The 26,525-nt window shown below is 65.0% G+C and carries 18 protein-coding genes and 1 tRNA gene; 4 read left to right on the top strand and 15 right to left on the bottom strand.

The window, feature by feature from the left end:
- Positions 1–40: 40 nt before the first annotated feature.
- The 4 genes from HAP40_RS19290 to HAP40_RS19275 all read right to left on the bottom strand — a co-directional run bounded on the left by HAP40_RS19290 (position 41) and on the right by HAP40_RS19275 (position 4,470).
- A complete protein-coding gene (locus HAP40_RS19290; protein ID WP_166816320.1) occupies positions 41–1,282 on the bottom strand; it encodes an acetamidase/formamidase family protein in 1,242 nt (413 codons plus the stop codon).
- A 49-nt stretch (positions 1,283–1,331) separates the two neighbouring features.
- Positions 1,332–2,954 (bottom strand): amino acid ABC transporter permease/ATP-binding protein, encoded by a 1,623-nt coding sequence (locus HAP40_RS19285; protein WP_166816321.1) that lies wholly within the window; start codon positions 2,952–2,954, stop codon positions 1,332–1,334.
- The gene (locus tag HAP40_RS19280; protein ID WP_166816322.1) at positions 2,954–3,871 is read right to left on the bottom strand and encodes an ABC transporter substrate-binding protein; all 918 of its coding nucleotides are present in this window, start codon (positions 3,869–3,871) and stop codon (positions 2,954–2,956) included. The genes HAP40_RS19285 and HAP40_RS19280 overlap by 1 nt, the downstream gene beginning before the upstream one ends.
- 338 nt (positions 3,872–4,209) lie before the next feature.
- Entirely contained in the window at positions 4,210–4,470 is a 261-nt protein-coding gene (locus HAP40_RS19275; RefSeq protein ID WP_166816323.1) for a hypothetical protein, read from the bottom strand.
- A 255-nt stretch (positions 4,471–4,725) separates the two neighbouring features.
- Here HAP40_RS19275 and HAP40_RS19270 point away from each other — a divergent pair, with 255 nt between their 5' ends.
- Positions 4,726–4,932, top strand: a complete 207-nt coding sequence (locus HAP40_RS19270) for a hypothetical protein (RefSeq protein ID WP_166816324.1) — start codon at positions 4,726–4,728, stop codon at positions 4,930–4,932.
- Between the two features lie 168 nt (positions 4,933–5,100).
- A tRNA-Cys gene (locus HAP40_RS19265) sits at positions 5,101–5,174 on the top strand.
- A 124-nt stretch (positions 5,175–5,298) separates the two neighbouring features.
- Here the strand turns inward: HAP40_RS19265 and HAP40_RS19260 are convergent.
- Genes HAP40_RS19260 through HAP40_RS19240 form a run of 5 tightly spaced genes read right to left on the bottom strand, consistent with a single transcriptional unit; the run spans position 5,299 to position 15,211 of the window.
- Positions 5,299–6,036: a tRNA-uridine aminocarboxypropyltransferase gene (locus HAP40_RS19260; RefSeq protein WP_166816325.1), complete on the bottom strand. Its 738-nt coding sequence runs from the start codon at positions 6,034–6,036 to the stop codon at positions 5,299–5,301.
- A gap of 36 nt (positions 6,037–6,072) precedes the next feature.
- Entirely contained in the window at positions 6,073–9,177 is a 3,105-nt protein-coding gene (locus tag HAP40_RS19255; protein ID WP_166816326.1) for an efflux RND transporter permease subunit, read from the bottom strand.
- Positions 9,177–12,329 (bottom strand): efflux RND transporter permease subunit, encoded by a 3,153-nt coding sequence (locus HAP40_RS19250; RefSeq protein WP_166816327.1) that lies wholly within the window; start codon positions 12,327–12,329, stop codon positions 9,177–9,179. Before HAP40_RS19250 ends, HAP40_RS19255 begins: the two co-directional genes overlap by 1 nt.
- Positions 12,330–12,366: 37 nt before the next feature.
- Positions 12,367–13,770 carry an efflux RND transporter periplasmic adaptor subunit gene (locus HAP40_RS19245; protein WP_166816328.1) on the bottom strand — a complete coding sequence of 468 codons (1,404 nt, stop codon included), beginning with the start codon at positions 13,768–13,770 and terminating at the stop codon, positions 12,367–12,369.
- Positions 13,760–15,211, bottom strand: a complete 1,452-nt coding sequence (locus HAP40_RS19240; protein ID WP_246741076.1) for an efflux transporter outer membrane subunit — start codon at positions 15,209–15,211, stop codon at positions 13,760–13,762. The genes HAP40_RS19245 and HAP40_RS19240 overlap by 11 nt, the downstream gene beginning before the upstream one ends.
- A gap of 546 nt (positions 15,212–15,757) precedes the next feature.
- On the opposite strand from HAP40_RS19240, the gene HAP40_RS19235 reads away from it, so the two are divergent.
- On the top strand, positions 15,758–16,000 hold the full coding sequence (locus tag HAP40_RS19235) for a hypothetical protein (protein ID WP_166816330.1): 243 nt from the start codon (positions 15,758–15,760) through the stop codon (positions 15,998–16,000).
- Entirely contained in the window at positions 15,984–17,018 is a 1,035-nt protein-coding gene (locus HAP40_RS19230; RefSeq protein ID WP_166816331.1) for a cysteine synthase A, read from the top strand. The genes HAP40_RS19235 and HAP40_RS19230 overlap by 17 nt, the downstream gene beginning before the upstream one ends.
- Positions 17,019–17,064: 46 nt before the next feature.
- On the opposite strand, the gene HAP40_RS19225 is transcribed toward HAP40_RS19230, so the two are convergent.
- From HAP40_RS19225 to HAP40_RS19200, 6 genes are all read right to left on the bottom strand, one after another.
- Positions 17,065–19,308: a tetratricopeptide repeat protein gene (locus tag HAP40_RS19225; protein ID WP_166816332.1), complete on the bottom strand. Its 2,244-nt coding sequence runs from the start codon at positions 19,306–19,308 to the stop codon at positions 17,065–17,067.
- A gap of 103 nt (positions 19,309–19,411) precedes the next feature.
- Positions 19,412–21,652, bottom strand: coding sequence for a tetratricopeptide repeat protein (locus tag HAP40_RS19220; protein ID WP_166816333.1), 2,241 nt, complete (start codon positions 21,650–21,652; stop codon positions 19,412–19,414).
- A 100-nt stretch (positions 21,653–21,752) separates the two neighbouring features.
- Positions 21,753–22,490, bottom strand: a complete 738-nt coding sequence (locus tag HAP40_RS19215) for an amino acid ABC transporter ATP-binding protein (RefSeq protein WP_166816334.1) — start codon at positions 22,488–22,490, stop codon at positions 21,753–21,755.
- 11 nt (positions 22,491–22,501) lie between these two features.
- Positions 22,502–24,022: an amino acid ABC transporter permease gene (locus HAP40_RS19210; RefSeq protein WP_166816335.1), complete on the bottom strand. Its 1,521-nt coding sequence runs from the start codon at positions 24,020–24,022 to the stop codon at positions 22,502–22,504.
- Positions 24,019–25,224, bottom strand: coding sequence for an amino acid ABC transporter permease (locus tag HAP40_RS19205; protein WP_166816336.1), 1,206 nt, complete (start codon positions 25,222–25,224; stop codon positions 24,019–24,021). The genes HAP40_RS19210 and HAP40_RS19205 overlap by 4 nt, the downstream gene beginning before the upstream one ends.
- A gap of 25 nt (positions 25,225–25,249) precedes the next feature.
- Positions 25,250–26,266 (bottom strand): amino acid ABC transporter substrate-binding protein, encoded by a 1,017-nt coding sequence (locus HAP40_RS19200; protein WP_166816337.1) that lies wholly within the window; start codon positions 26,264–26,266, stop codon positions 25,250–25,252.
- Positions 26,267–26,525 lie beyond the last annotated feature (259 nt).

Here is a 26,525-nt window from a genome sequence, read left to right as displayed (position 1 = left end):
GTCACGCGTTCATCCCGAAAACGGACTGCGCCTCAAGGCATTAGTCGCACCGGAAGATGTTTTTGCGGATCGTGCCGTGCACCCCCCAATTGGCATCAACAACCTGCGTGACACCGAAATCGGCGCCAACCGACAGCAGCGAGATCGCCTCGTCTTCGCTGAGGCGATGCACCGTCATCAGGAAACGACGAACCTTCCGGAACGCATCGCGCATCGCACGGTCGAGACTGGAGTGATTGGCAATCTCCGTTTGCGCATCAGCACCGAGGCTTGCGAGATAGTTCGGATAGGTGAAGCCGTAGAACGACCAGGCATGGTCTGTCTCGAGCATCGGATGATCGAGGCCGTCCAGGCTGGTGCCGGCGAGATCGGCCTTCTTGTGCAGGATGAATTCGAAATCGCCGGTCAGCGACGTCTCGATCGCGGTGCCACCGAGTTCGCTGTCGCCCTGGGCTGCGTGGGGATCGCCGACCGAGAAATAGGCGCCGGGTACCGCGACTGGATAGAACATCCGCGCTCCTTTGCCGATGCGCCAGTCATCGATATTGCCGCCGGTATAGCTCGGCGGGATCGAGCTGACGAACTCGGCTTCCGATGGGGCGAGCCCCATGGTGCCGAAATGCAAGCGCGCCGGCACTTTCACGCTGGACAGGATGTTCTCGCGCTTGGTGATGGTCGCATGATCGACGCGCACACCGGGATAATCGATGGTCGGATGCACGATGCCGTCTGGATCGGTCTGCGGCGTCCAGACGTAGTTGTAGACTGCCTTTGCGTAAGGCTCGCCGGAGGTGTCCAGTTCGAAGATGGTGACGACCTCCCGGGGCTTCGGCTCTTCGATCAGATCGTGATAGTGAAAGCCCCAGTTCGCCGCAACGTTGGAGCCGAAGCAGCGGCCGGCATGGCAGGCGCTGCAGCTCGGGCGCGGTCGGACGTCGAGGATGCGCACTTCGAGAATGTCGCCGGGTTCGGCGCCTTCGATCGCGACGGGGCCGGTGAGCAGGTGCACGCCGATCCCCTCGCCTGCACCGCGGATGAACGGGCCCTCGACGGGACCCGAGCCACGCCGCGCCACCGCCTTGTGCTCGCGCGTCCACTGAAACACGCTCTCGGCGCCGGGATCGCCCTGGATCATGCGCTCGTAATCGTCATTGGCGTGATGGGTCAGCGTCTCGATCGTGGCGCGATCCCCTGAGCGCAGGGTCAACGCCGGCGTTACCTTCTTGGAGAAATAGCCCCAGTGCACGGTCTTCGGCGACACTGGCAGCGTGAAATGCTTCATGAGATGGCCTCTTCGGGGAACGCGGTCTTGAACCTTGGAGAGACGATGCTCATGGCACCGTGTCCGGAGTCTTGTCGGCTTCCATCACGTTGAGGAAACGCGCCGTCAGCGGATTACGGGGATTGGAGAGCACCTCGTGAGCGGGCCCCTCCTCGATGATCGCGCCACCGCTCAGGAACGCGACGCGGTCGGCAACTTCGTCGGCGAAGCGGATCTGATGGGTCGAGATGATCATGGTTAGGCCGTCGTCGATGGCGAGGCGGCGGATGACCTCCAGCACCTCGTTGACCAATTCGGGATCGAGCGCTGAGGTCGGCTCGTCCAGCAGCAGCACGCTCGGATTCGGCGCGAGCGCGCGGGCGATAGCGACGCGCTGTTGCTGCCCGCCGGAGAGATGCCGCGGCAGCGCGTCTGCGCGATGAGAGAGACCGACGCGGTCGAGCAGCTCCGTGGCGCGACGGTTGGCATCGATACGGGTCATGCCGTGCACCCAGCGCAACGGACCGGCGATGTTCTCCCGGGCCGACAAATGGGCAAACAAGTTGAACTGCTGGAACACCATCCCGACGCCGACGCTGGCGCGTTCGTTCGAGAGAGCGCGGGGCGACAACGGCTTACCGTTCTCGCCGAACCCGAGGCGGCGGCCGCCGACGCGCACGGTGCCGGATTCCCAGTTCTCCAGATGATTGATGCAGCGGAGCAGCGTGCTCTTGCCGGAACCGCTGGGGCCGAGCAGCGCCACCACCTCGCCGATGCGGACCGTCAGGTCGAGGCCATCGAGCACCTTTTGCGAGCCGTAGGTCTTGGTCAGGTCCTTTACTTCGACCGCGATATTGTTGCGCGCGATCGTGGCCGCCCGGCGAGCGCGTTCTTCCTTGGTCAGGGCGCGCGGGGGCGTATCGACAAGTTCTGCCCTCACCGGCTCAGGCTCATCCGCCGGTGCCTCCGCAAGCTCGAGTTTGCTGGCGAGATCGACGCGGCGCCATGGCAGATAGTCGGCGAGCTTGCGCTGGCGGCGGGTCGTACGGTCGAGATCGAGCAGCCATTCGACGAACAGCTGGATCACGCTGATCGTGGCGGTCAGCACGAGATAGAGAAGACCGGAGGCGAAGAAGATCGAGAAGAAGTCGAAGGTGGAGGATGCCAATTGCGTCGAGCGCAAGGTCAGTTCCTGCACCGCGATCACCGAGGCGAGCGACGAATTCTTCAGCGCGCTGACGGCTTCGTTGCCGAAAGCCGGGATCATGGTGCGGATCGCTTGCGGCGCGATCACACGGCGCATTAGCACCGATGGCGTCATGCCGAGTGCCTGGCCGGCCGTCCGTTGGCCGCGATCGACGCCGAGCACGCCGGCTCGCAGCATCTCGGCGATGAACGGCGCTTCGTTGCAGGCAAGTGCGAGGCCGGCCGCGAGCACCGCCGGCAGCTTGATACCAATATGCGGCAGCGCGTCGTAGGCGAACACCATTTGCAGGATCAGCGGCGTGCCGCGGAAGATCACGGTGTAGGCCCGCGCAATCGCCGAGAGCAGCCAGAAGCGCGAGAGTTGCATTCCGGCGAGGATCAATCCGAGGATCAATCCGCCGCCGAGCCCGAGGGCGGTCACCTCGAGGGTGAGCTCGATGCCCTCGAGCAGGTATGGCATGCTCAGGTAGTGGAGGAACAGCGACATCAGTCGGCCGTGAGGATTTCCGGCTCCATGAAGTTGTTCACATCGAGCCCATGCTTCTTCAGAAGCTCCATGTGCGTGCCGGCCTTCTGCACTTCGATCAGTGCAGCCAGCACGGCGTCGCGGAATTTCGGCTTGTTCTTGGGAACGGCGATGCCGACCGAATATGGGATCGTCACCGCGACCGCCTTCTCGAGCTTGTCCGGGTAGGCCTTCACCGCGCTGTCGACGGTGTTGACGTCGTTGATGTAGGTGTCCGCGCGGCCCGCGAGGATTGCCTGGATGCAGTTGGCATTGTTGTCGTAGAGCTGGATGGTCGGCTCGGGCTTGCCGGCCTTCTTGCATTCGGGGATAAGAGCCTGGATCAGCGGCACCTCGACATAGCCGGTGTTTTCGGCGGCGGCCGCGCCGCACAGCGACGTGTTGATGCCATTGATGCCCTTCGGATTGCCCTTGGCGACGAGCACACCGTCGAACACCTTCGAATAGGTGATGAAGTCAGCAGCCTTGGCCCGCTCCTTGGTTGCGTAGATGTCGGATATGACGATGTCGGCCTGGCCGGCTGCGAGCGTGGTCAGGAGTGCAGCGAACGTCACGGGCTTGTAGGTCAGCTTGAAGCCGAGGCACTCGCCGATGGCTTCGCCGAGATCGATGTCGAAGCCGATGTATTTGCTGGGATCCTTGGGGTCGATGGTCTCATAGCCGGGTGTGTGCGGGTTGATGGCGTTGACCAGCGTCTTGCCCTTCCAGTCCGGATACTTCTCCTGGAGTGCGGCGCAGGCGGCAGGCGCTGCGGCCTGAGCGTTCAGCGGCGCGGCGGCGATCAGGCCAAAGGCGATTGTGGCACCAACCGCAAGCTTGCGCCCCCGTGACGATGAGCGCGCCGTTCCCCGCCCTTCGGGCAAAACCCGTCTCTCCATTCTCCCGCTCCCTTGATTGTCATGGCCCTGGCCATGATCCAGACCACGGAAGCGAGACTAGGTTGGGAGTGGACGGAAAAGCTTGTCCGCGGACGTACAAAAAATTGGATATGCGGCGCTCGCGATTTGGGCATGCGGCTGCACAAGAACTGTTCGCAGACGGAGCCTGCGCGAGGCGATCGCAAATGCGGCAGAACCACACGCGCCCGATCTCGCAATGATCTGCGGCCGCGGGGAGACGCACCGTCTCCCACAGACTATCCGCAGCATATTCACAGGCCGCCCAAGCCGGATTGCCCGCTCGGCCCAACGACTTGCTGCGCACAAATCCACAGGCCCTATCCGCCGGCCTGGTCGAACACGCTGCGGCAGGATTCGCTCAGGCTGGCCCGGTTGCGCCGCAGGCACGCGGTGATGGCGCGGACATTGGGGATTTCGCCGGCGCAGAGTCGATAGACGTCCGGCGTGCAGGCCCGGCGCTGCTCCGGCGTCCCCTGCGCGTGGGCGGTGGAGGCAAACAACGTCAGAAACAGCCCGACCGTCGAGGCCCGACGCGCCCGGCTCTTCACACCTGCAAACCGCAAGAACCTCGTCTTCATGACCGCTCTCCCGTGCTGCGCTGTCCGGCTGCGCTGGCCGGTGTCGGACGAGAGGTTGCGAGAAATAAACCTGCGAGGATGTGATTTCCTTCACACTGCTGGCCGAGCAGAGGAACCTAGAATTCGCCGGGGGATTTTCATCGCTCGCTAACCAATCGTGCCCTGATCGCCGGATCGTTAAAATGCGAACGATCCGATCAATCGGGAAACAAACCGGCTTTGCGACATTGCGCCATCCGCGTTCCGGAGGGTGTGATGAGCGAAGCCGAATTCAACTTGCTGCTGGATGCCGTCCGGGACGTCATGACTCACGAAGATTTCGCGCCCATGCCAGAGCAGGATTTCGCGCCTCGCTCCTGGTCATACGCCGCTGTGTCAAAGAACAGGCCCATGGCCGCCAATGACAACGAGGGCGCCTGGCCTCTCCTGCCCTTTCCGGACGGCTGGTACGCGGCCTGCTGAGGCCGGCTTCATTTGCGAATCGATGCGCCCGCCTCGCGGGCTTTTGTTGTAAGCGCTCGCCGAAAAGCCCGGCCGCGGGCTCCTCGTTGGCGTGGCCAAAGGGCACCGCCCGGGAGAGGATTGTCGCTTGCTCTAAGTGACGGAAATGTCTACTCACAGGCCCAGTGGGGCCACGTGGCGGAGTGGTTACGCAACGGTCTGCAAAACCGTGTACACCAGTTCAATTCTGGTCGTGGCCTCCATCACAAGCCCCTGATCTCTCAATATAATTCGGTCTGGCGCCGGTCGTGCGCAGCCCTTGAGCGACAGGCGGCCGGCACATTCGGTCCTAAGTCTCGCGCCCCTCCCAGGCGATGTCGCCTGGAATCAGGTTCGTTTGCGCCGGCGGAAGTCGCGGCGCGCTTTGGGGGCGGGCCTCGGCGCCAATTCCGGCATCTCGGCCTGGACCTCGCGGTAGCGCGCTAACAGCCGTTCAAAGCTGGCATGCAGTGTCTCGGCAATGTCAGGGCGCCGCTCCAGGCCGGCGAGGATGGTCGCTGCGGCCTCGATGGTCGACAGCCCGTCGCGGCGTGGCTCCTTGCGCAGGCGCCCGTAGCGCGACGGGTGTGCCGGATTCAGGATCACGCGCTGGCACTTCAGCATCCAGGGATTACGCCACCACAGCGCCTTGGCCTGGCTCCACGTGCCATCGAGCAGCACCACGCCTTCGAGCTTGCCGAGAATCGCGCGCTGGTTCTCCGCGACCTCGCCCTTGCGGTTGAGCGCGACGATCTCGCCCTCGGCGTCGAGGTCGGCGGCGCGGGCCGAGCCGAGATAGAGCACGGCCCAACGCGCGGCGTTCTCGACCGGCCGTCCCAGCGCCTTGGACAGGCTCGGCCAGGACAGGCCGACGCGCACGGTGGCATCTTCGAAATGCTTCGCAAGCAATCGCGCGGTGCCGAGCGCCCTGTCCTGCTCCTGCGGATGCTGGAGGATCAGGAGCGAGAGGCGATTTTCAATCGGCGAGACGCTGTCGCAGATGCACAGCGGCATCGGCTTCTGGCAGTGCGGGCATTCGGGGATCGGCTCGGCCGGCGCGGCGGCGGTGTCGGGCGGGTTGGACATGGCGCCGCTATACGCTTTGCACGGCGCTTCAACAACTCATTCCGCCGGCGCGGCCAGCGGACGCGGCGCAGATCGCCGCCGCAGACGGTCGATCAGGAGGTAGATCACCGGCGTCGTGTACAGGGTCAGGATTTGCGAGACGAACAGGCCGCCGATGATGGTGATGCCGAGCGGACGCCGCAGCTCCGTGCCGGGGCCGGTCGCGACCACCAGCGGAATGCCGGCGAACAGCGCTGCCATCGTCGTCATCAGGATCGGACGGAAGCGCGCCTGGCACGCCTCGAAGATCGCTTCCGCCGAGGACAGGCCGCGCTGGCGTTCGGCGTCGAGGGCGAAGTCGACCATCATGATGCCGTTCTTCTTGACGATGCCGATCAACAGGATGATGCCGACGAAGGCGATCACCGTCAGCGGCGTGTTGGTGAGTTGAAGCGCAAGGAGCGCGCCGAGACCGGCCGAAGGCAGCGTCGAGATGATCGTGAGCGGATGGGCGAGGCTCTCATAGAGCACCCCCAGCACGATATACATCGCGACCAGCGCGCCGAGGATCAGCAGCGGCTGACGGCCGCTGGTCTTGGCGAAATCGCCGGCATTGCCGTCGAAGCTGCCGCGGATGCCCTCGGGCATGTGCAATTCCTCGACCGCACGCTGGATATTTTGCGTCGCATCCTGCAGCGGCACGTCGGGCAAGAGATTGAACGATACCGTGGTCGAGGGGAACGACTGCGAGTGATAGACCGCGAGCGCGGCGAGCCCGCGCGTCGCGCGCACCACGGCCGACAACGGCACCTGCACGTCATTGGCGCCCGCGACATAGATGCGGTCGAGGTTGGAGGGATCCACCTGGAATTTGGGGTCGATCTCCAGCACGGTCATGTACTGGTTGCGCTGGGTATAGATGATCCCGATCTGCCGCTGCGAGAATGCGTTGTTCAGCGCATTGTCGATGTCCTGGACGTTGACGCCCAGCGCCGAGGCCTTCTGGCGGTCGATCGACAGGGTCAGCTGAAGCCCGCCGGGATCGCGGTCGCTGGAAATATCGGTGATGCCTTCGACGCTCTCCATCCGCTTGGCGACAATCGGCGCCCATTTCTGCAGCAGGCCGAGATCGGTGCTGGTCAACGTGTACTGATAGTCGGAATCGCTCTGTCGTCCGCCGGCGCGCACGTCCTGGGCGGCGAACATGAAGAGGCGGATGCCGGGCACGGGATATAGCGCGCGCCTGAGACGGTCGATGACGACTTGCGTCGAGACGTGGTCGCGCTCCTCCGGCGGCTTCAGGCTGATGAACATGGTGCCGCGGTTGGAGGTCGCCGCCCCCGGCCCGCCTCCGCCGCCGACGGTCGAGCCGATGCCGGCGACGGCCGGGTCCTGCATCACGATGTCGGCGAGCCGCTGCTGGAGGGCCAGCATCGACTGGAACGAGATGTCGGCCGAGGCGCGCGTCGCGCCGATGATGAAACCGGAATCGTCGGTCGGGAAATAGCCCTTGGGCACCTTGATGTAGAGCGTCACCGTGAGGCCGATGGTGGCGAAGAACACCAGCAGCGTCAGCAGCGGAAATTCCAGCACGGTGCGCAAGGTGCGGGTGTAGAAGGCGACGACGCGCGACAGCGAGCCCTCGATCAGCCGATCGAACAAGGTCGCGGTGCCGGAGGTGGTCTGCCGGATGTAATGGGCGCAGATCATCGGCGTGACCGTCAGCGACACCAGCGTCGAGACCAGGATCGCGAAGGTCAACGTCAGCGAGAACTCGCGCAGCAGGCGGCCGACGACGCCGTCCATGAAGATCAGCGGCGTGAAGGCCGCGATCAGCGACAGGCTGATCGAGACCACGGTGAATCCGATCTGCTTGGCGCCCTCCTGCGCCGCCCGGAACGGCCGCATGCCGTGCTCGAGATTGCGGTACATGTTCTCGATCATGACGATGGCGTCGTCGACCACGAAGCCGACCGAGATCGCCAGCGCCATCAGCGACAGGTTGTCGATCGAGAAGCCGGCGACCCACATGCCGGCGCAGGTTCCCGCCAGGGCCAGCGGCACCGAGATGCCGGCCGCGATCGTCGGCGTCAGCCGCCGCAGGAACACGAAGACCACGACCATGACGAGGAGCGCGGTCGCCAGCAACGTCCATTGCATGTCCAGCACGCTGGCGCGGATCGTGCCGGTCCGGTCGACCAGGGTGGATATCTCGACGCCGGCCGGGATCCACTGCTTCAACGCGGGGATCAATGCCTTGACCCTGTCGACGGTGTCGATGACGTTGGCATCGCCCTGCTTGGTGATCTGGATCAGCACCGCCGGCTGCTTGTTGAACCAGGCGAAGGAGCGCGCATTGCGGACGGAATCCTCGATCTCCGCGACGTCGGAGAGCCGGACGAAATTGCCGTTCGAGCTCTTGATGACAATGTCGCGGAACTCCTTCGCCGTGCGCATCTGCTTGTTGAGCGCCAGCGTCTCGCTCTGGCGCTCGCCGTTGAAGATGCCGACCGGACCGAGCGGATTGGCGTTGATGATCGCGGTCCTGACGTCGTCGGTGGCGATGCCCGCATTCGACAGAGCGACGGGGTTGAGCTGCACCCGCACGGCCGGCTGGTCGGCGCCGGAGACCGTGACGTCGCCGACGCCGGGCACCTGCGAGATGCGCTGTGCGATGACCGTATCGGCAACGTCGTAGATCGCGCTGGCCGACAGCGTCTTCGAGGTCAGCGCCAGCACGAAGACGGGCGCGCCGGCCGTGTTGGCCTTGCGGAAACGTGGCAGCGTCGGCAGGTCGCTCGGCAGGTCGACGAGCGAGGCGTTGATTGCGGCCTGCACGTCGCGGGCGGCCTTGTCGATGTTGCGGCCGATGTCGAACTGCAGCTGAATGTTGGTGGTGCCGAGCGAGCTCGTGGACGTGATCTGGTTGATGCCGGCGATCTCGCCGAGCCGCCGCTCCAGTGGCGAGGCCACCGTCGCTGCCATCACGGACGGATCGGCGCCCGGCCGGCTGGCCGAGACGAAGATGGCGGGAAAGTCGACGTTCGGGACCGAGGCGACGGGAAGGAACTCGTAGGCGACGACACCCAGCAGGAACAACCCGATCGACAGCAGCGTGGTCGCGACCGGGCGGCGGATGAAGGGCTCCGAGATCGATGCCATCACTGCATCCCCTCGGTCGCGCCCGCGACCGGCGGGCCGCCGGATTCGGCCGGCGGCAGCGCCTGCTCGAGGCGGCGGTTGATGCGGTCGAGCGCCAGATAGATCACGGGCGTCGTATAAAGCGTCAGCAGCTGGCTCAGCAGCAGGCCGCCGATGATGGAGATGCCGAGCGGAAAGCGCAGCTCCGCGCCGGTGCCGCTCTCGATCGCGAGCGGCAGCGCGCCGAACAGCGCGGCCAGCGTCGTCATCATGATCGGGCGGAAGCGCAAGAGGCAGGCCTGCACGATCGCCTCGTTCGGCGACATGCCCTGCCCGCGCTCGGCCTCGAGCGCGAAATCGATCATCATGATCGCGTTCTTCTTGACGATGCCCATCAGGAGGATGATGCCGATCAGGCCGATGACCGACAGATCCTGCCCGCACAGGATCAGCGCCAGGATCGCACCGACGCCAGCCGAGGGCAGTGTCGACAGGATCGTGATCGGGTGGATGTAGCTCTCATAGAGCACGCCGAGCACGATGTAGATCGTGATCACGGCCGCGAGCAGCAACCAGGGCTGACCGGCGAGCGCCTTGGCGAATTCGGCGGCATCGCCGGCATAGACGCCGACGATGCTGTTGGGCATGCCGATCCGGGTCTCGATCGTCTTGACCGCCTCGACGGCATCGCCGAGCGCCGCGCCCGGCGCCAGGTTGAAGCTGAGCGACACCGAGGGGAATTGCGCCTGGTGTGAGATCGCGAGCGGCGCCGTGGTACGCTTTAGCGTCGCCACGGCCGACAGCGGAACCTGGGCGTTAGGCGCGCCGACCGTCGTGCTGCTGGCCGCGCCCGGCAGATAGAGCTTCGACAGGACCGACGGATCGCGCTGGTACATCGGCAGCGCCTCCAGCACGACGCGGTACTGGTTGGCCTGGCCGTAGATGGTCGAGATCTGCCGCTGCGCGAAGGCATCGTTGAGCGTGTCGGTGATGGCCTGGAGGCTGACGCCGAGCTGGCCGGCGCGCGTGCGATCGACGTCGAGCTGCGCCCGCAGGCCGCCTTCCTGCGCCTCCGAGGAGACGTCGCGGAACAGCGGGTCGCGCCGCATCTCCGCCACCAGCTTGCCGGCCCATTCCGAGACCAGCGCCGCGTCGGTGCCGGTCAGCGTGTACTGGTACTGCGAGCGGCTCGACTGGGTCGAGATCTGCACGTCCTGCACCGGCTGGAAATAGACGGTCATGCCGGGGATGCCCGCCACCCTCTCCTTCAGCCGGATCACGACCGCCGCGACATCGTCACGCCGTTCGCCGCGCGGCTTCAGATTCATGACGAGGCGTCCGACATTGGTGGTCGGGTTGACCGAGCCGGCCCCGATCACCGAGACCACCCCGACGACGTCGGGATCGGCCTTGATGGCGTCGGCCACCTCGGCCTGCCGCTTCTGCATCTCCGCGAACGAGACGTCGGGCCCCGCCTCGGTCACCGCCGTGATCGAGGCGGTGTCCTGGAGCGGCAGGAAGCCCTTTGGCGCGACGACGTAGAGGACCAGGGTCGCAATCAGCGTGACGAAGGTCACGACCAGCGTGGCGCGCTGACGCTCCAGCACCCACAGCAGCGTCCTGTGATAGGCCTCGACGGTCCGGTCGATGAAGCGGCTGATCGCGGCAAGGCCGGGCACCGCCAGCTCCTCATGAGCGTGCTTGAGCAGGCGCGAGCACATCATCGGCGTCAGCGTCAACGAGACCACGGCCGAGGTGACGACCGCGATCGTCAGCGTCAACGCGAATTCGCGGAACATGCGCCCGACGAGGCCCGACATGAACAGAAGCGGGATGAAGACGGCGATCAGCGACACCGTCAGCGAGATCACGGTGAAACCGATTTCGCTGGCGCCCTTGAGCGAGGCCTCCATCGGACCGTCGCCGTTCTCCATGTGGCGGACGATGTTCTCGATCATGACGATGGCGTCGTCGACGACGAAGCCGGTGCCGATCGTGAGCGCCATCAGCGACAGGTTGTCGAGGCTGAAGCCGGCAAAATACATGATGCCGAAGCTCGTGATCAGCGACAGCGGCAGCGCCACGCCGGCGATCACGGTTGCGCGCAGCGAGCGCAGGAACAGCAGCACGACCAGCGTCACCAGCACGACGGCAAGGACCAGCGTGAACTGCACGTCGCGGACCGAGGCGCGGATGGTGACGGTGCGGTCGGAGACGATGGTGAGGTTCACGCCGGCGGGGATCGCGCGCTGGACCTTGGGGATTTCGGCACGGATCTGGCTGACGACGTCGATGACGTTGGCGCCGGGCTGGCGCTGGATGTCGATGATGACCGCCGGCGTGCCCTGGTACCAGCCGCCGGTGCGGTCGTTCTCCAGCCCGTCGACGATCTGCGCGACGTCGCCGATGGTGACGGGCGCGCCGTTGCGATAGGCGATGATGATCGGCCTGTAGGCGTCCGCCGCGGCGATCTGGTCGTTGGCGGCGATGATGTAGGCTTGCTGCGCGCCATCGAGCGAGCCTTTCGGCCCGGAGACGTTGGCGTTGGCAATCGCGGTGCGCAGGTCCTCCATGGCGATGCCATAGGCGGCGAGCCGCGCAAGGTCGGCCTGGATGCGGACGGCCGGCTTCAGCCCGCCGAGCACGGAGACGCGCCCGACGCCGGAAATCTGGCTCAGCCGTTGCGCCAGAATGGTGTCGGCAATGTCGCTCATCGCCCGCAGCGAGATCGTGTCCGAGCGCAGCGCCAGCGTCATCACCGGGGCGTCCGCCGGGTTCACCTTGGCATAGGTCGGCGGGTAAGGCAGCGTCTTGGGCAGCACGCCCGCCGCGGCGTTGATCGCGGCCTGCACGTCCTGGGTGGCGCCGTCGATGTCGCGGTTGAGGTCGAACTGGAGCGAGATCTGGCTGACGCCGAACGAGCTCGTCGAGTTCATTGCCGACAGCGACGGGATCTGGCCGAGCTGCCGCTCCAATGGCGCGGTGATCAGCGAGGCGATCACGTCGGGGCTCGCGCCCGGCAACTGCGTCGTCACCTGCACGGTCGGGAAATCCACCTGTGGCAGCGCCGAGACCGGCAGCGCGAAATAGCCCAGCAGCCCGCCGATCAGCAGCGCGATGCCGAGCAGCGAGGTCGCGATCGGTCGTCGGATGAAGGGTTCGGAGACACCCATGGGCTACGCCTGCCGCGTCAAGCGGCTGTTGTGGGGATCATGGCTGCTTGGCTCCACTTCCCGATGCCCCCGGCCCCGGAGCCGGCCCGGTCTGTCCCTTCTGGTCGCCCTCGCTGCTCTTGCGCTTGGCGCGGAACTCGCCGTCCTTGCCCTGTCCGTCCTTGTGGTGTTCGTTCTGCCCTTCCTTGCCGCCCTCCTTCTTCTGAGCGTCCGGCCCGCGCGAGCGCTTGCGTGGCGCCAGATCGGCCGACGGGGTCTGGTCGTCGCGGCCGACCATCACCTTGGAGCCGTCGGACAAATTGGCGAAGCCCGTGGTGACAACCCTGTCGTTCGGCGCCAGGCCGCTGGCGATGACCGCGTCATGCTCATTCTGCTGGGTGACCGTCACAGGCTTGGCCGAGACGACGTTGTCCTCGCCGATGACATAGCTGAAGGTCCCGATCGGACCACGCTGCACCGCGGAGGTCGGCACCACCAGCGCCTGCGTCAAGGTCTCGACCTTGAGGCGGACATTGACGAACTGGCCCGGCCAGAGCTGGTAATTGGCGTTGGGGAATTCGGCCTTGAGCTTGAGCGTACCGGTGGTCTGGTCGACCTGATTGTCGATGCCGGTGAGCTTGCCGGCATCGATGACGGTGACGCCGTCATTGCCGAACACGTCGACGGCGAGCGTACCCTTCGTCGCCGCGGCGTTGACGCGCATGATCTGCTGCTGCGGCAGGCTGAACCACACCGCGATCGGCTGCAATTGCGTGATGACGACGAGGCCCGTGGTGTCGGAGGCGTGGATGATGTTGCCCTGGTCGACCTGGCGCAGGCCGGCGCGGCCCGAGAGCGGTGCCACGATCTTGGTATAGCTGAGCGTCGCTGCCGCGTTGTCGATCGCCGCCTGATCGGCCTTCACCAGTGCCTCGGTCTGCGCGACCAGCGCGCGCTGGGTATCCGCCTGTTGCTTGGAGCCGGCATTGGACGCCGCGAGCTGCTCGTAGCGCGTAAGGTCGATGCGCTGGTTAGCGAGCTGGGCCTGATCCTGCGCCTTCTTGGCAACCGCCTGGTCATACGTCGCCTGGTAGAGTGCGGGATCGATCTCGCCGAGCACGTCACCCTTCTTGACGTCCTGTCCCTCGGTGAAGTTGACGGCGATGAGCTTGCCGTCGACCTGTGAGCGCACGGTCACGGTATTGAGCGCGCGGATCGCGCCGACACCGTCGAGATAAACCGGAACGTCCTGGATCCGCGGGCTCGCTGCCAGCACGGGCACCGGCAGGTCGGGCCGCTGGTTGCGGTTGTTCGCCTGCTGCTGATGCATGACGGTCCAGCCGAGATAGCCGAGCCCGCCGAGGATCGCGAGCGTGATCAAGGTCATAATGAAGCCGCGGCCGCGCGACTTCTTCGCCGTCCCCACTTTCGCGTCTTGCTTCATATCCGGCTTAAAGAGCATTGACCGGTTTCTCCATGCGCGGCTCCCAGCCGCCGCCGAGCGCCTGATACAGGCTGACGATGGCGAGAAGCCGTGCGAGTTGGGCCTGCCACAACGCATCTTCCGCCTGAAATAGTGTCTGTTGGACGTTCAGCACGGTCACGATGTCGGCGGTGCCGGCGCGCAATTGCTGCTCGGAGAGATCGAAGGCGCGGCGCGAGGCGGTCACGACGTCGCGCTGCAATTGCAGCTTGATCGTGGTCTGCTTGATCGAGAACAGCGCATTGTCGACGTCGGTAAAGGCCTGGACGATGGTCTTGCGGTAGGTCTGGAGTAGTTCATCCTGCCGCGCCTTGGCAAATTCGAAATTGCCGAGGATCCTGCCGCCGTCGAAGATCGGCTGCGTGGCGCTGCCAACGAGCTGGAAGAACGCCGCATGCGGCTGGAAAAGCGAGACCAGCGCCGAGCTCTGATAGCCGCCATTGCCGGTGAGCTGAATGGTCGGAAAGAACTGCGCGCGCGCGTTGCCGATGTTCGCGGTGGCCGAGGCGAGCTGCGCCTCCTGCCGGCGGATGTCGGGCCGCTGCGTCAGGAGCTCCGACGGCAGGCCAGGCGTGACGCGCGGGGTCGCGATCTTGTTCAGCGAGCCGCCGAGTACCCTTACGCTCTCCGGCGGCCGCGACACCAGCACCGCGAGCGCGTTGACGTTCTGGTCGAGCGTCTGCCGCAATGGCGGCACCAGCGCCTTCTGGTTCGCAAGCAGGCTCTCCTGCTGCGCGACGTCGAGATCGGTCCCGGTGCCGGCCCTGCGGCGCTCCTTGATGGCATCGAGGACGCGCTGTGCACTCGCGATGTTGCTCTGGGCGGTGCGCAGCCGGTCCTGCGAGGCCAGCACCTGGAAATAGGCGTTGGCAACGCCCGCCAGTGTCGTCAGCGCGACCGTGTCGCGATCGAACCGGTTGGCGTTCGCGGTCTCCTCCGCCGTTTGCAGCGCGTCGCGGTTCTGGCCCCAGAAGTCGAGCTGGTAGCTCGCGCTGAGCGAGGCCGAATAGTTAACGACCTCGCGTCCGCCGATGGACAGGCCCGAGGCGCTCGAGCCCGAGGTGCGCGAATAGGTTTCCGATCCGCCGGTCGACACGCTCGGCAGCAGCGCCGCGCCCGCCTGCCGCGCCTGGGCGTCGGCCTGGACGATGCGTGCGACGGCCGCGGCGATGTCGAGGTTGACGGTCTGCGCCTCCTCCATCAGCTGCGTCAGCTCGGCGGAACGGAAGCCGCGCCACCAGTCCAGCGATGGCGGCCTATCCCCCTTCCCGGCATATTTGTACTGAACGGGAACATCGAGCGCGGGGTCGGGAAGGTCCTGCGTCAGCACGCAGGCGCCGGAACTGGCCGCGAGACACAGCGCCGCAAGCCAGCGCGCCGCGCGCCGCGTCCGGGACGGCGAACCAGGAGACCGCCGCATGGCGATCGCAGAAACATCCTGTGTCACATCCACCCCCCGCCGGGCAGATCGAGCCGCCACCGCACAGCCGAATTAACCGATTCGCGGCGGCACAGTCGGGGGGCCTTGGATAACTCGTTCACAGCTTTGATGCTTTCTGCGGAACCTCAACACCCATACTAGCCGGGCGCGGAACTGCGGGACAGTCCCGCAGGTGCGAGAGGCACGCCGGACAAGACGGACGCCGGATCTGAGTAAATACAAGATATCATTGTCTTGCAGGCACTTCCTTCATTTCGCCAGTCCGTCAGGCCTTCAAGCTTACTAAGATTTCATGTGATATTGCCGCAACAGCGGCGCGGCGCGATTCTGTCGCCGCGCTTGGCGGCCCCACGGAAGTTTCAGCTCGGTCGCGAGATCCGGCACGGCCACGCTCACGAGTCCGTCAATCGCCGAAAACGAATGCGCTTCGCTCAGGCAGGCACGCGTCAAGCTTCCACGCACCATCCGTCCAACTCTGGCATCGGACCGTCCCGCCGAGAGCGAAGAGTGTCGCGAGAACTGCTCATGACGATCGTTGACTTCCGTGCTCCGACGAAGATCGCGAATATTCTCCTGCGATATCCCGCCTCGCGGTTCGGCACATCGCCGCGACGTCGATATTCTCACACTATCGCTGCTGCGGCGGAGCGTTGGGCCGGTTTCGCCGCGGCGCAAAAGCCTTCCCCTTTGGCCTTGCAAGCACTAGGTTCTGGCCAGCCTGATCAACCCTTTGCCAGTGATTTCCCCCGATATGACCATCAAGACTGACGTTGTCGAAGCCATCGGCAACACCCCGCTCATCAAGCTCAAGCGCGCCTCGGAACTGACCGGCTGCACCATCCTGGGCAAGGCCGAGTTCATGAATCCCGGCCAGTCGGTCAAGGACCGGGCCGGCAAATGGATGATCCTGGAGGCCGAGAAGCGCGGCGAACTGAAGCCTGGCGGGCTCGTGGTGGAGGCGACCGCCGGCAACACCGGCATCGGCCTTGCGGTCGTTGCGAGCGCGCGGGGCTACCGCACGCTGATCGTGATCCCGGAGACGCAGAGCCAGGAGAAGAAGGATTTCCTGAAGCTGTGCGGGGCCGAGCTGATCGAGGTGCCGGCCCTGCCCTATGCCAACCCGAACAACTACCAGCATGTCGGCCGCAGGCTCGCCGACGAGCTGCGCAAGACCGAACCCAATGGCGTGCTCTTCGCCGACCAGTGGAACAACCTCGACAATGCCAAGGCGCATTACGAATCCACTGGCCCTGAGATCTGGGAGCAGACCGGCGGCAAGGTCGACGGCTTCGTCTGCTCGGTCGGCAGCGGCGGCACGCTTGCCGGCATCAGCCGCTATCTGAAAGAGAAGAGCAAGAACGTCCGCATCGCCTGCGCCGATCCGCACGGCGCGGGCATGTATGAATATTTCCGGACCGGCGATGCCAAGGCGACGCCTGGCGGCTCGATCACCGAGGGCATCGGCCTCAACCGCGCCACCGCGATCGTCGAGACGGCCAAGGTCGATGACGCCTATCTCATTCCCGACGCCGAAGCCGTGAGCGCCATCTACGAGTTGCTTCAGCATGAGGGTCTGTGCCTGGGCGGCTCGACGGGCATCAACATCGTTGGCGCGACGCAGCTTGCGAAGCAGCTCGGGCCCGGCAAGATGATCGTCACCGTACTCTGCGATTCCGGCAGCCGCTACCAGTCGAAGCTGTTCAACGCGGACTTCATGCGCGCCAAGAACCTGCCCGTGCCCGAATGGCTGGAGAAGCGCAGCAACATCAAGCCGCCCTTCGTCTGATGGCCATAGCAAGCGCGCGCCCCAGGCGCGCGCTCAAGCCGGCGCTTTACGCGACCTCGCCGTTTTCCGCGGTCCCAGCACAATAGTCGCGCCAGAACTGGCGATAGCCCGCCTCGACCTTGCGCGTGTAGGTCTCGACATTGCCGGCCGGCGAAGCCGCGATCCGAGCCGGGAACTCCGCGCGCAACTTCGCCAGGTGAGCAGGCAGCGCCGCATATCGGCACGCAATCGCGGCGTAGTCTTCATCGTCCGCGGCGACCCAGTCGTCGAGCCCGACGGCAGCCACGATGGCGCCACCGGCGCGCGACGAGGCACCGTTGCCGAGCTTGGCGACGACCGGAACGCCCGCATAGAGCGATTCCCAGGTGCTGACGCCGCCATTCTGCGGGAACGTATCGAGCGAGATGTCGACCTGCGCGAAGGCCAGCAGGTGCTCGTGGCGCGGCGTCGACCCCATGCAGATGACGTTCTCTTCCGCGACGCCCTGCGCCACGAACCGCGCGATCAGACCGTCGCGCAGCAGGGTATCATCGAGCAGCGTATGCTTGATGATGATCTTCGATCCGGTCACCTCGCGCATGATTTTTGCCCACACCCGGACGGCCTCGTCCGAGATCTTGTAGATGCGGTTGAACACGCCGAAGGTGACGTGGCCATTGCGGAGCATGGGCAGCTCCGAAGCCGGGACGTCAAGGATGGGATCGGTCGTGATCATGCAGGGCAGATCGTGAACCCTTTCGGCGAGCAAATGCCGCGCCGGTTGCGGAATGAAGACCGGATCGGCGAGCACGTAGTCCATGGTCCCAAGGCCGGTCCCGGTCGCGTGCCCGAAGCCCGTGACCTGGATGGGAGCCGGTTTGCGGGCGAACACGGGAAGCCTGTTGCCGGTCGAATGCCCTGATACGTCGATCAGGACATCGACCTTGTCGGCCTGGATACGATCAGCCAGCTCGTCGTCCGAAAGCTGCCAGGCATCGACCCAGACGTCCGCCAGCGACTCGAATTCGGCGGTCATCTCGTCGCGCTGCGGCGAGCACGAATAGCAGACGATTTCGAAGTTGGCGTGATCATGATGGCGCAGCACCGGCAGCAAGCCGAACGCTGCGGAATGGTACCAGAACTCGGCCGCGACATAGCCGATCACGATCCGCCGCTCAGGATCGAGCGGCCGCGGCGGGAGAGTCCTTTGTGGCAGTCTGGCGCCGATCGCCTCCCACCAATGTCTTCGCGCTGCCTGCTGGACCGCGAAATCGGCTTCGGAGAGAAAGTCCAGGAAGTGGATCTTCCGCGCGATCAAGTCAGCATGATCAGGCGCGATTGCCAGCGCCGCGTCGAGATGTTCGATCGCGGCTGCGATCTCGCCCTGGTTTGCGAAACAGGCGCTTAGCAACGCCAATGCGGTCACGGAGCGGGGATTTTCCTCGAGCAAGGTCTTGACCGCCGCAATCGCCTGCGCGGTATTTCTCATGGCAAGCGCGACCTGCGCCTTGCCTTGCAGGGCCACTTCAAGCCTGGGCGAGAGCGCGAGCGCCGCATCGAAATCCGCCGCCGCCTGTTCCGACCGCGACAGCTCGAGATGAAGCCGCCCGCGATGCGCCACGGCCTTCGCCGAATTGGGTCTGATCGTCAGCGCCGTTGCGAGCGCGGCTTCCGCCTCATCGTAGTGCTTGAGCTCGATACTGACCACGCCTTTGCCGACCAGCGCTTCCACGTGACGCGACTGAAACACCAAGGCACGCTCGAAGCTCTGCCTGGCGCGGTCGAATCGGCGCAGGGTCAGCTCCGCCAGGCCGCGATTGCAAAGCGCATCGGCATGGTCCGGCTTCAGCCTGATAGCGCGGTCGTAGGCTTCGATTGCCTGTTCGGGCAGGTTCATCTGGAGCAAGCTATTGCCGAGGCCGGTCAGGGCCTGCGGGAAATTCGGCTTCAGCGCGATCGCCTTCTCCTGACATAAGCGGGCGGCCTCCAATTGCCCGAGGCTGGAGTGCACTGCTGCGAGATTGTTATGGGCCTCGTGCGAACGCGGATCGATCGTGATCGCGCGTTCGAGCAGCTGCTGCGCCTCCCCCAGGCGGCCGCCTTGAAGCGCACATAGGCCGAACAGGTGCGTGGCGTCGAAATGATCCGGAACGACCTGCAACACCTGGCGGCAGAGCGCCTCGGTCTCCGCATGTCTGCCCTGGCCATGAGCCGTTGCGGCGGCGGCGATGACGGCATCCGCCTGCTTCTTCAACTTCTTCTGCAATCGCGCGTTCTGGAACGCGCGCGCGCCGGCGCCGCTGCTCTGCAAGGTGTCTCTCCGGAGGATGGTCCAACAAAGAGTCTAGCTGATTCGTGGCCGGCGCCGCCCAGTCAGCTGGACCAGCGACGCCCCCGGGGGGTGCCCGAACTGACTACGCCACGTCATCACCCTCCGAGGCCGCGGCACAATAATCGCGCCAGAACTGGCGGTAACCCGCTTCGAGCTCACGCGTGTAAATCTCGACATTGCCAGCCGGCGAGGCTGCAATCTGAGCCGGCAATTGCGCGCGCAATTTCGCGAGATGATCGGGCTGCGTCGCAAATTTGCGCGCGATCTCGACATAGCCGTCGTCATCCTCGGCGACCCAGTCGCCGAGCCCGACGGCGGCCACGATGGAGGCACCGGCTCGCGAGGAGGCCCCGTTGCCGAGCTTGGCCACGACGGGAACGCCCTTGTAGAGCGATTCCCAGGTGCTGATGCCGCCGTTCTGCGGGAACGTATCGAGCGAGATGTCGATATCGGCAAAGGCCAACAGGTGGTCGTTGCGCGAGGTCGAGCCGAGGCAGGTGATGTTCTCCTCGGCAATGCCCTGGGCCACGAAGCGCGCGACCAGGCTATCGCGCAGCAAGGGATCGTCGAGCAGGCCGTGCTTCAGGACGATCTTCGATCTCGGCACCTCTCGCATCAGCCACGACCACACCCGGATCGCATCGTCCGAGATCTTGTAGATGCGGTTGAACACGCCGAAGGTGACGTAGCCGTTGCGGAGCATCGGCAGTTCGGAGGGCTGCTGGTCCGAGACCGGCTCCATCGTGATCAGGCACGGCAGATCGTAGATCTTTTCGGGAAACAGATGCCGAACCGGCGGCGGAATGAAAATGGGATCCGCGAGCACGTAGTCCATGGTCTGCATGCCCGTGCCCGTCGCGTGTCCGAAGCCCGTGGCCTGGATCGGGGCGGGCTTGCGCGCGAAGACATTGAGCCGGTTACCGGTGGTGTGGCCCGAAACGTCGATCAGGATGTCGACATTGTCAGCCTGGATGCGATCGGCCAGCTCGTCGTCCGACAGCTGCCAGGCGTCGACCCAGACGTCCGCCAGCGGCTTGAACCGGGCGGTGTACTCGTCCTGCACCGGCCAGCAATAGTAGCAGATGATCTCGAACCTGGCGTGATCGTGATGGCGGAGCACCGGCAGCAAGGTGAGGCCCGCCGAATGCTGGCGGAATTCGGCGGCGACGTAGCCGACCTTGATCCGCTTCTCCGGATCGAGCGGCCGCTTCGGTAGCGTCCTTCGCGGCTGCTTGACCCCGATCAGGTCCCACCAATCCCGCCGCACGGCCTGCTGGACGGCGAAATCAGCCTCGGCGCGGTAGTCCTGCAGGAAGATCTTGCCCCTGATCGCATCCCCATAGTCCGGCCGGATCGCCAGCGCGCGATCGAGATATTCGATCGCGGTGTCGATCTCCCCCTGGTTCGAATAGGCGAAGCCCATCAGCGCCACCCCGATCTCAGAGCGCGGATTTTGTTCGATCAAGGTCGTGGCGGCGGCGATCGCCTGCGCGGTCTTTCCCTGGATGAGGCAGGTCTGTGCCTTTCCCCGCAGCGCCAGCTCGAGCTTGGGCGAGATCGCCAGCGCAGCCTCGAAATCCGTGAGCGCCTGGTCGAGGCGCTGCAGCTCAAAACTGAGCCGCCCGCGCTGGGCCAGAATCCTCGGCGATCCGGGCTTGATCGCGAGCGCCATGGCGAATTTCGCCGCCGCCTCGTCGTGGTGCCGCAGCTCGATGCTGACCATGCCCTTGCCGACCAAAGCCTCCGCGTGACGCGGCTGAAACAGCAGGGCGCGATCGAAACTTTCCTTTGCGTTGCCGACCAGTCCGAGCAACATCTCGACCATGCCGCGATTGCAGAATGCATCGGCGCAATCCGGCTTCAGCTTGATGGCACGCTCGTGCAGCTCGAGCGCCTCAGCGAACCGCCCCAGATGCATCAGCGTGTTGCCGAGATTGGTCAGCGCAACCACGAAATTCGGCTTCAGCGCGATGGCCTTCTCCTGGCACCGCCGGGCCTCTTCGTAATTGCCAAGGTCGAAATGCACGGTCGCCAGATTGTTGTGGGCGTCGTGCAGGCGCGGATCGAGCTCGATCACGCGCTCGAGCAGCTGTTGCGCCTCCTCCAGGCGCCGGCCGTCATGGGCGCACATGCCGAGCAGGTGCATGGCGTCGACATGATCCGGAATTGCCTTGAGGATCTCACGGCACAGCGCCTCGGTCTCGGCATATTTGCCCTGGCCATAGGCGGCAGCCGCGGCGGAGATGACGGCGTCCGCCTGCTTCATCAACTTCTTCTGCAATCGCGCGTTCTGGAATGCGCGCGCGCCGCCGCTGCTCTGCAAGGTGTCTCTCCGGAGGATGGCCCGGACAGAGTCTAGCTGATTCGCGGTCGGGGCCGGCCGGTCAGCTGCACCCGGGACGCCCCCGGGATTTCCCGGGGCCTCAGCGCAGGATCTGGCTCAGGAACAGTTTGGTGCGGGCATGCTGCGGCGCTGCGAAGAATTCATTGGGCGTGTTGGCCTCGATGATCTGGCCCGCGTCCATGAACACGACGCGGTTGGCGACCTCGCGGGCAAAGCCCATCTCGTGGGTGACGACCAGCATGGTCATGCCCTCCCCGGCGAGATCGACCATGGTGTCGAGCACCTCCTTGACCATTTCAGGGTCGAGCGCCGAGGTCGGCTCGTCGAACAGCATCACCTTCGGGTTCATGGTCAGGGCACGTGCGATCGCCACGCGCTGCTGCTGGCCGCCGGACATCTGGCCGGGAAACTTGTTGGCCTGGTGCGGGATCTTGACCCGCTCCAGGAATTTCATCGCAGTCGCCTCGGCATCCTTCTTGGGAATGTTGCGTACCCAGATCGGCGCCAGCGTGCAATTGTCGAGCACCGTCAGATGCGGGAACAGATTGAAGCTCTGGAAGACCATGCCGACCTCGCGGCGCACCGCGTCGATGTGCTTGAGGTTCGGTCCGAGCTCGATGCCGTCGACGACGATCTCGCCCTCCTGGAACTCCTCCAGCGCGTTGATGCAGCGGATCAGCGTCGATTTGCCGGAACCCGAGGGGCCACAGATCACGATGCGCTCGCCCTTGCGGACCTCGAGATCGATGTCGCGCAGCACGTGAAAATCGCCATACCATTTGTTGAGCCCGGAAATCTTGACGATGGGATCGGACATGATGCGCTCCATCAGTTGCGGCGGTGAGCGTTGAGGCGGTGCTCGACGAAGAGCGAGTAGCGCGACATTCCAAAGCAGAAGATGAAGTAGATGATGCCGGCGAAGGCAAAGCCGGTGAACGCGGTCGACGGCGTCGACCATTTCGGATCCGAGAACGAGGCGCGAAGCGAGCCGAGGAGATCGAACAGCGCCACGATCGAGACCAGCGACGTGTCCTTGAACAGCGAGATGAAGCTGTTGACGAGATTCGGAATGACGTGGCGCAGGGCCTGCGGCAGCACGATCAGCGAGGTCGTCTTCCACCAGGACAGCCCGAGAGCGGCCGCGGCCTCGCCCTGGCCGCGCGGAATCGCGGCGAGGCCGCCACGGACGTTCTCGGCCTGATAGGCGCCCGTGAACAGCGCAATGCCGATCAGGGCGCGCACGAGCCCGTCGACCGTGAAATTGCCGGGCAGGAACAAGGGCAGCATGTAGGTGGCGAAGAACAGCACGGTGATCAGCGGCACGCCCCGCCAGAATTCGATGAAGGCGATCGAGAAGATCCGGATCAGCGGAATGGTGGAACGGCGGCCGAGCGCCAGTGCAATCCCGATCGGCAGCGAGGTCACGATGCCCGTGACCGAGACCACCAGCGTCACCAGAAGTCCGCCCCACAGATTGGTCGACACAACCGGCAATCCGCCATGGTCGAGATCCATCACCTTGATGACGATGGCGATGGCGATGAAAGTGGCGATGCTCCACGCGAGGGCTCGCCATCCGGTGCGAATGCCGCCGCCGAGCACGAAGGCGATCAAGCAGACGATCGCGGCCGTGACGGCGAAATCGCCCCAGACCGGCTGCCCCATCGTCTGGATGTGATCGCGCAGCCAGGTGAGCGGAAAGATCAGCCAGGACATCGCCGTGCCGACCAGCACGATCAGGCTTCCGAGGCCCCACAGCAGCGGGGCGATGGCGGAGGTCTTGCTGAGATTGAGCAGCGTCTGCCCGGCCCCGATGATGCTTTCTTCGAACAATTGCAGCAGGCTGGCCGTCCAGCTCAGGCCGAAGCCCTTGATGCCGCCACCGTGCAGCAGGAAGAAAGCGACCACCGGAAACGCGACGAAGAACAGGCTGGCATTGAGGCCCTTCGCCGGCAGCCGCGGCACCAGCATCGGCACCAGCAGGACGGCCGCCAGCACGAAGGTGAGATTGACCCGCCAGCGCTCGGCCTCGGGATAGAAACCGTAGATCAGCTGCGGCAGTTTGGCCTGGATGTAGGGCCAGCAGGCGCCGACCGCAAAGCCGGCGTTCTCGGCGAGGCACGCCGTGCGATCCTTGCCGGTCCAGACTGCATCCACCATCAGGAACCGGACGGAGGGAACGATGGTGAACCAGAGCAGCAGGGCGCCCACGATCGTGAGCAGGATGTTGGTCGGCGAGTTGAACAGGCGGGTGCGCAGCACGCCGATGAAGCCGGTGGTCTTGACCGGCGCCGGCCGCTCGGCGACGAGGTCCTGGCGGACGAAGGCGGACGTGGTGATATCGCTCATGCGCCGAGGCTCCGGCTGACGCGCCAACCATAGACGCTCATGATCGCGCTGGTGACGAGGGAGATCAGGAGGTACACGCCCATCGTCATGGCGATGATCTCGATCGCCTGCCCGGTCTGGCTCAGCGAGGTGCCGGCGAACACCGACACGAGGTCAGGATAGCCGATCGCGACCGCCAGCGAGGAGTTCTTGGTCAGGTTGAGGTACTGGTTGGTCAGCGGTGGTACGATGACGCGCATGGCCTGCGGCACGACGATCAGGCGGAGCGTGGTGCCGCGGCTCAGGCCGAGCGAGGATCCCGCCTCCATCTGTCCCTTGTGGACGGACAGGATGCCGGCGCGCACGATCTCGGCGATGAAGGCGGCGGTATAGGTCGACAGTGCCAGCGTCAGCGCCACGAATTCCGGGATGATGCGCGAGCCGCCGGCGAAATTGAACCCCTTGAGCTGCGGCAGCTCGAAGGTGAAGGGCACACCGAATATCAGCACGGTGGCGAGCGGCAGTCCGACCAGCAGGCCCAGCACGGTGGGCCAGATCCGGATCATCCGTCCGTCCTGAAACAGCGCACGCCGCGCATAGATGCGCAAGGCCAGCGCCGCGACGATGCCGAGCGCCAGCATTGCCAGGAACGGCGCGAGGCCCCTCTCGCCGATCGGGCTGGGAACGACGAGGCCGCGATTGCTGAGGAAGCTGATATTGAGCAGCGAAATGCTCTGCCGGGGATTGGGCAAGGCCGCCAGCACCGCGAGGTACCAGAACAGGATCTGGAACAGCAGCGGCAGGTTGCGGATGATCTCGACATAGATCTCGCCGACGCGGGACAACAGCCAGTTCGGCGACAGCCGGCACAGCGCGACGACGAAGCCGATCACGGTGGCGAAGACGATGCCGACCACCGAGACCACGAGCGTGTTGAGGAGTCCGACCACGAACACGCGCAGGAACGTGTCCGAGCCGGTGTAGGAGATCAGGGTCTGGTTGACGTCGAAGCCGGCATTGTTCCGCAGGAAGCCGAAGCCGGCGGCGATGTGCTGGTTCTCGAGATTGGAGCGGGCGTTGGAGACGATCTCGTAGCCGATCCAGCCCAGGACCGCTGCGAAGGCAAACTGGACGGCAACCCCGTTCCAGCCTGCCTTGCCGCCCAGCACGCGCCTGATCTTCAGCGCGATCTGGGGCGGCGGTTTACGGGCCTCGGTGCTCATCGCCGTGAGCCGCGGATCAGGGCGATCAGCGGATCGGCGGCGCGTACTGGAGACCGCCCTTGTTCCAGAGATTGTTCAGACCGCGATTGATGGCGAGCGGCGAGCCCGCGCCGACGTTGCGATCGAACACCTCGCCGTAATTGCCGACCGTCTTCACGATCCGAACCACCCAATCCTTGGTCAGGCCGAGCTGTTCGCCGAAATTGCCGTCGCTGCCGAGCACGCGCTTCAGCTCCGGGTTTTCCAGCTTCGCCTTCTCGTCGACGTTCTTCGAGGTCACGCCGAGCTCTTCGGCGGTGATCATCGCAAACAGCGTCCATTTCACGATGTCGAACCACTGGTCGTCGCCGTGGCGCACCATCGGCCCGAGCGGCTCCTTGGAGATGATCTCGGGCAGCACCATGTGGTCGTTGGGATTGGCGAGCTTGAGGCGGTTGGCATAAAGGCCCGACTGGTCGGTGGTGAAGACGTCGCAGCGGCCGGCTTCATAGGCCTTGACCGTTTCGTCGTTGGTGCCGAACGCGATCACCTCGTACTTCATGTTGTTGGCCTTGAAGTAGTCGGCGAGATTCTGCTCGGTGGTGGTGCCGGTCTGCACGCACACCGATGCGCTGTTGAGCTCGAGCGCCGAGTTCACCTTGAGCGACTTCTTCACCATGAAGCCCTGCCCGTCGTAATAGGTCACGCCGGTGAAGTTGGCGCCGAGCGAGGTGTCGCGCGAGATGGTCCAGGTGGTGTTGCGCGAGAGCACGTCGATCTCGCCGGATTGCAGCGCCGTGAAGCGGTCCTTGGCGGACAGCGGCACGTACTTGACCTTGCTCGGATCGTTGAAGATCGCCCCGGCAATGGCGCGGCAGAGGTCGACGTCGATCCCGGTCCAGTTGCCCTTGTCGTCGGGCGACGAGAAGCCCGGCAGGCCCTGGCTGACGCCGCAGGACAGCATGCCCCGGTCCTTGACCGTCTTGAGCGTTTGCGCGTCGGCGGCTGGGGCGGACAGGCCGGCGGCGAGAGCAAGAGTGAGAGCCAGGGTTACGCGTTTCATGAGCTGAAGGCCTTTCAAGGTCGTCTCAAGGTCAGGAATGGTGTCTTTGGAATCGTCTCTGCCAGGATGATCCTTGCAAGGGTCATGCTGGAAATCCTTGCCGAACACTCGCCGATCTCGGGAGGCCTTACCCTTAATCCCCGCCGCTGGCGCCCGCCATTTTTCGGCTGTGGCGCAAGGTCCGGTCAAGACGATGGATCGAAGGTCGCGGCTGCCCCTCAACATGCGGCGACTGAATAGCACCCGCGCATCACAGAAC

The sequence above is a fragment of the Bradyrhizobium sp. 1(2017) genome (genome assembly GCF_011602485.2).
GTDB lineage: Bacteria > Pseudomonadota > Alphaproteobacteria > Rhizobiales > Xanthobacteraceae > Bradyrhizobium.
This window is presented reverse-complemented; position numbering and strand designations above follow the sequence as displayed.

Excerpts from the sequence above, each read along its gene's own strand:
- HAP40_RS19280 (WP_166816322.1), bottom strand. The coding sequence starts at position 3,871 with ATGGAGAGACGGGTTTTGCCCGAAGGGCGGGGAACGGCGCGCTCATCG.
- HAP40_RS19210 (WP_166816335.1), bottom strand. The coding sequence starts at position 24,022 with ATGAGCGATATCACCACGTCCGCCTTCGTCCGCCAGGACCTCGTCGCC.
- HAP40_RS19245 (WP_166816328.1), bottom strand. The coding sequence starts at position 13,770 with ATGCTCTTTAAGCCGGATATGAAGCAAGACGCGAAAGTGGGGACGGCG.
- HAP40_RS19230 (WP_166816331.1), top strand. The coding sequence starts at position 15,984 with ATGACCATCAAGACTGACGTTGTCGAAGCCATCGGCAACACCCCGCTC.
- HAP40_RS19255 (WP_166816326.1), bottom strand. The coding sequence starts at position 9,177 with ATGGCATCGATCTCGGAGCCCTTCATCCGCCGCCCGGTCGCGACCACG.
- HAP40_RS19290 (WP_166816320.1), bottom strand. The coding sequence starts at position 1,282 with ATGAAGCATTTCACGCTGCCAGTGTCGCCGAAGACCGTGCACTGGGGC.
- HAP40_RS19205 (WP_166816336.1), bottom strand. The coding sequence starts at position 25,224 with ATGAGCACCGAGGCCCGTAAACCGCCGCCCCAGATCGCGCTGAAGATC.
- HAP40_RS19275 (WP_166816323.1), bottom strand. The coding sequence starts at position 4,470 with ATGAAGACGAGGTTCTTGCGGTTTGCAGGTGTGAAGAGCCGGGCGCGT.
- HAP40_RS19200 (WP_166816337.1), bottom strand. The coding sequence starts at position 26,266 with ATGAAACGCGTAACCCTGGCTCTCACTCTTGCTCTCGCCGCCGGCCTG.
- HAP40_RS19215 (WP_166816334.1), bottom strand. The coding sequence starts at position 22,490 with ATGTCCGATCCCATCGTCAAGATTTCCGGGCTCAACAAATGGTATGGC.
- HAP40_RS19240 (WP_246741076.1), bottom strand. The coding sequence starts at position 15,211 with ATGCGGCGGTCTCCTGGTTCGCCGTCCCGGACGCGGCGCGCGGCGCGC.
- HAP40_RS19270 (WP_166816324.1), top strand. The coding sequence starts at position 4,726 with ATGAGCGAAGCCGAATTCAACTTGCTGCTGGATGCCGTCCGGGACGTC.
- HAP40_RS19285 (WP_166816321.1), bottom strand. The coding sequence starts at position 2,954 with ATGTCGCTGTTCCTCCACTACCTGAGCATGCCATACCTGCTCGAGGGC.
- HAP40_RS19260 (WP_166816325.1), bottom strand. The coding sequence starts at position 6,036 with ATGTCCAACCCGCCCGACACCGCCGCCGCGCCGGCCGAGCCGATCCCC.
- HAP40_RS19250 (WP_166816327.1), bottom strand. The coding sequence starts at position 12,329 with ATGGGTGTCTCCGAACCCTTCATCCGACGACCGATCGCGACCTCGCTG.
- HAP40_RS19235 (WP_166816330.1), top strand. The coding sequence starts at position 15,758 with ATGACGATCGTTGACTTCCGTGCTCCGACGAAGATCGCGAATATTCTC.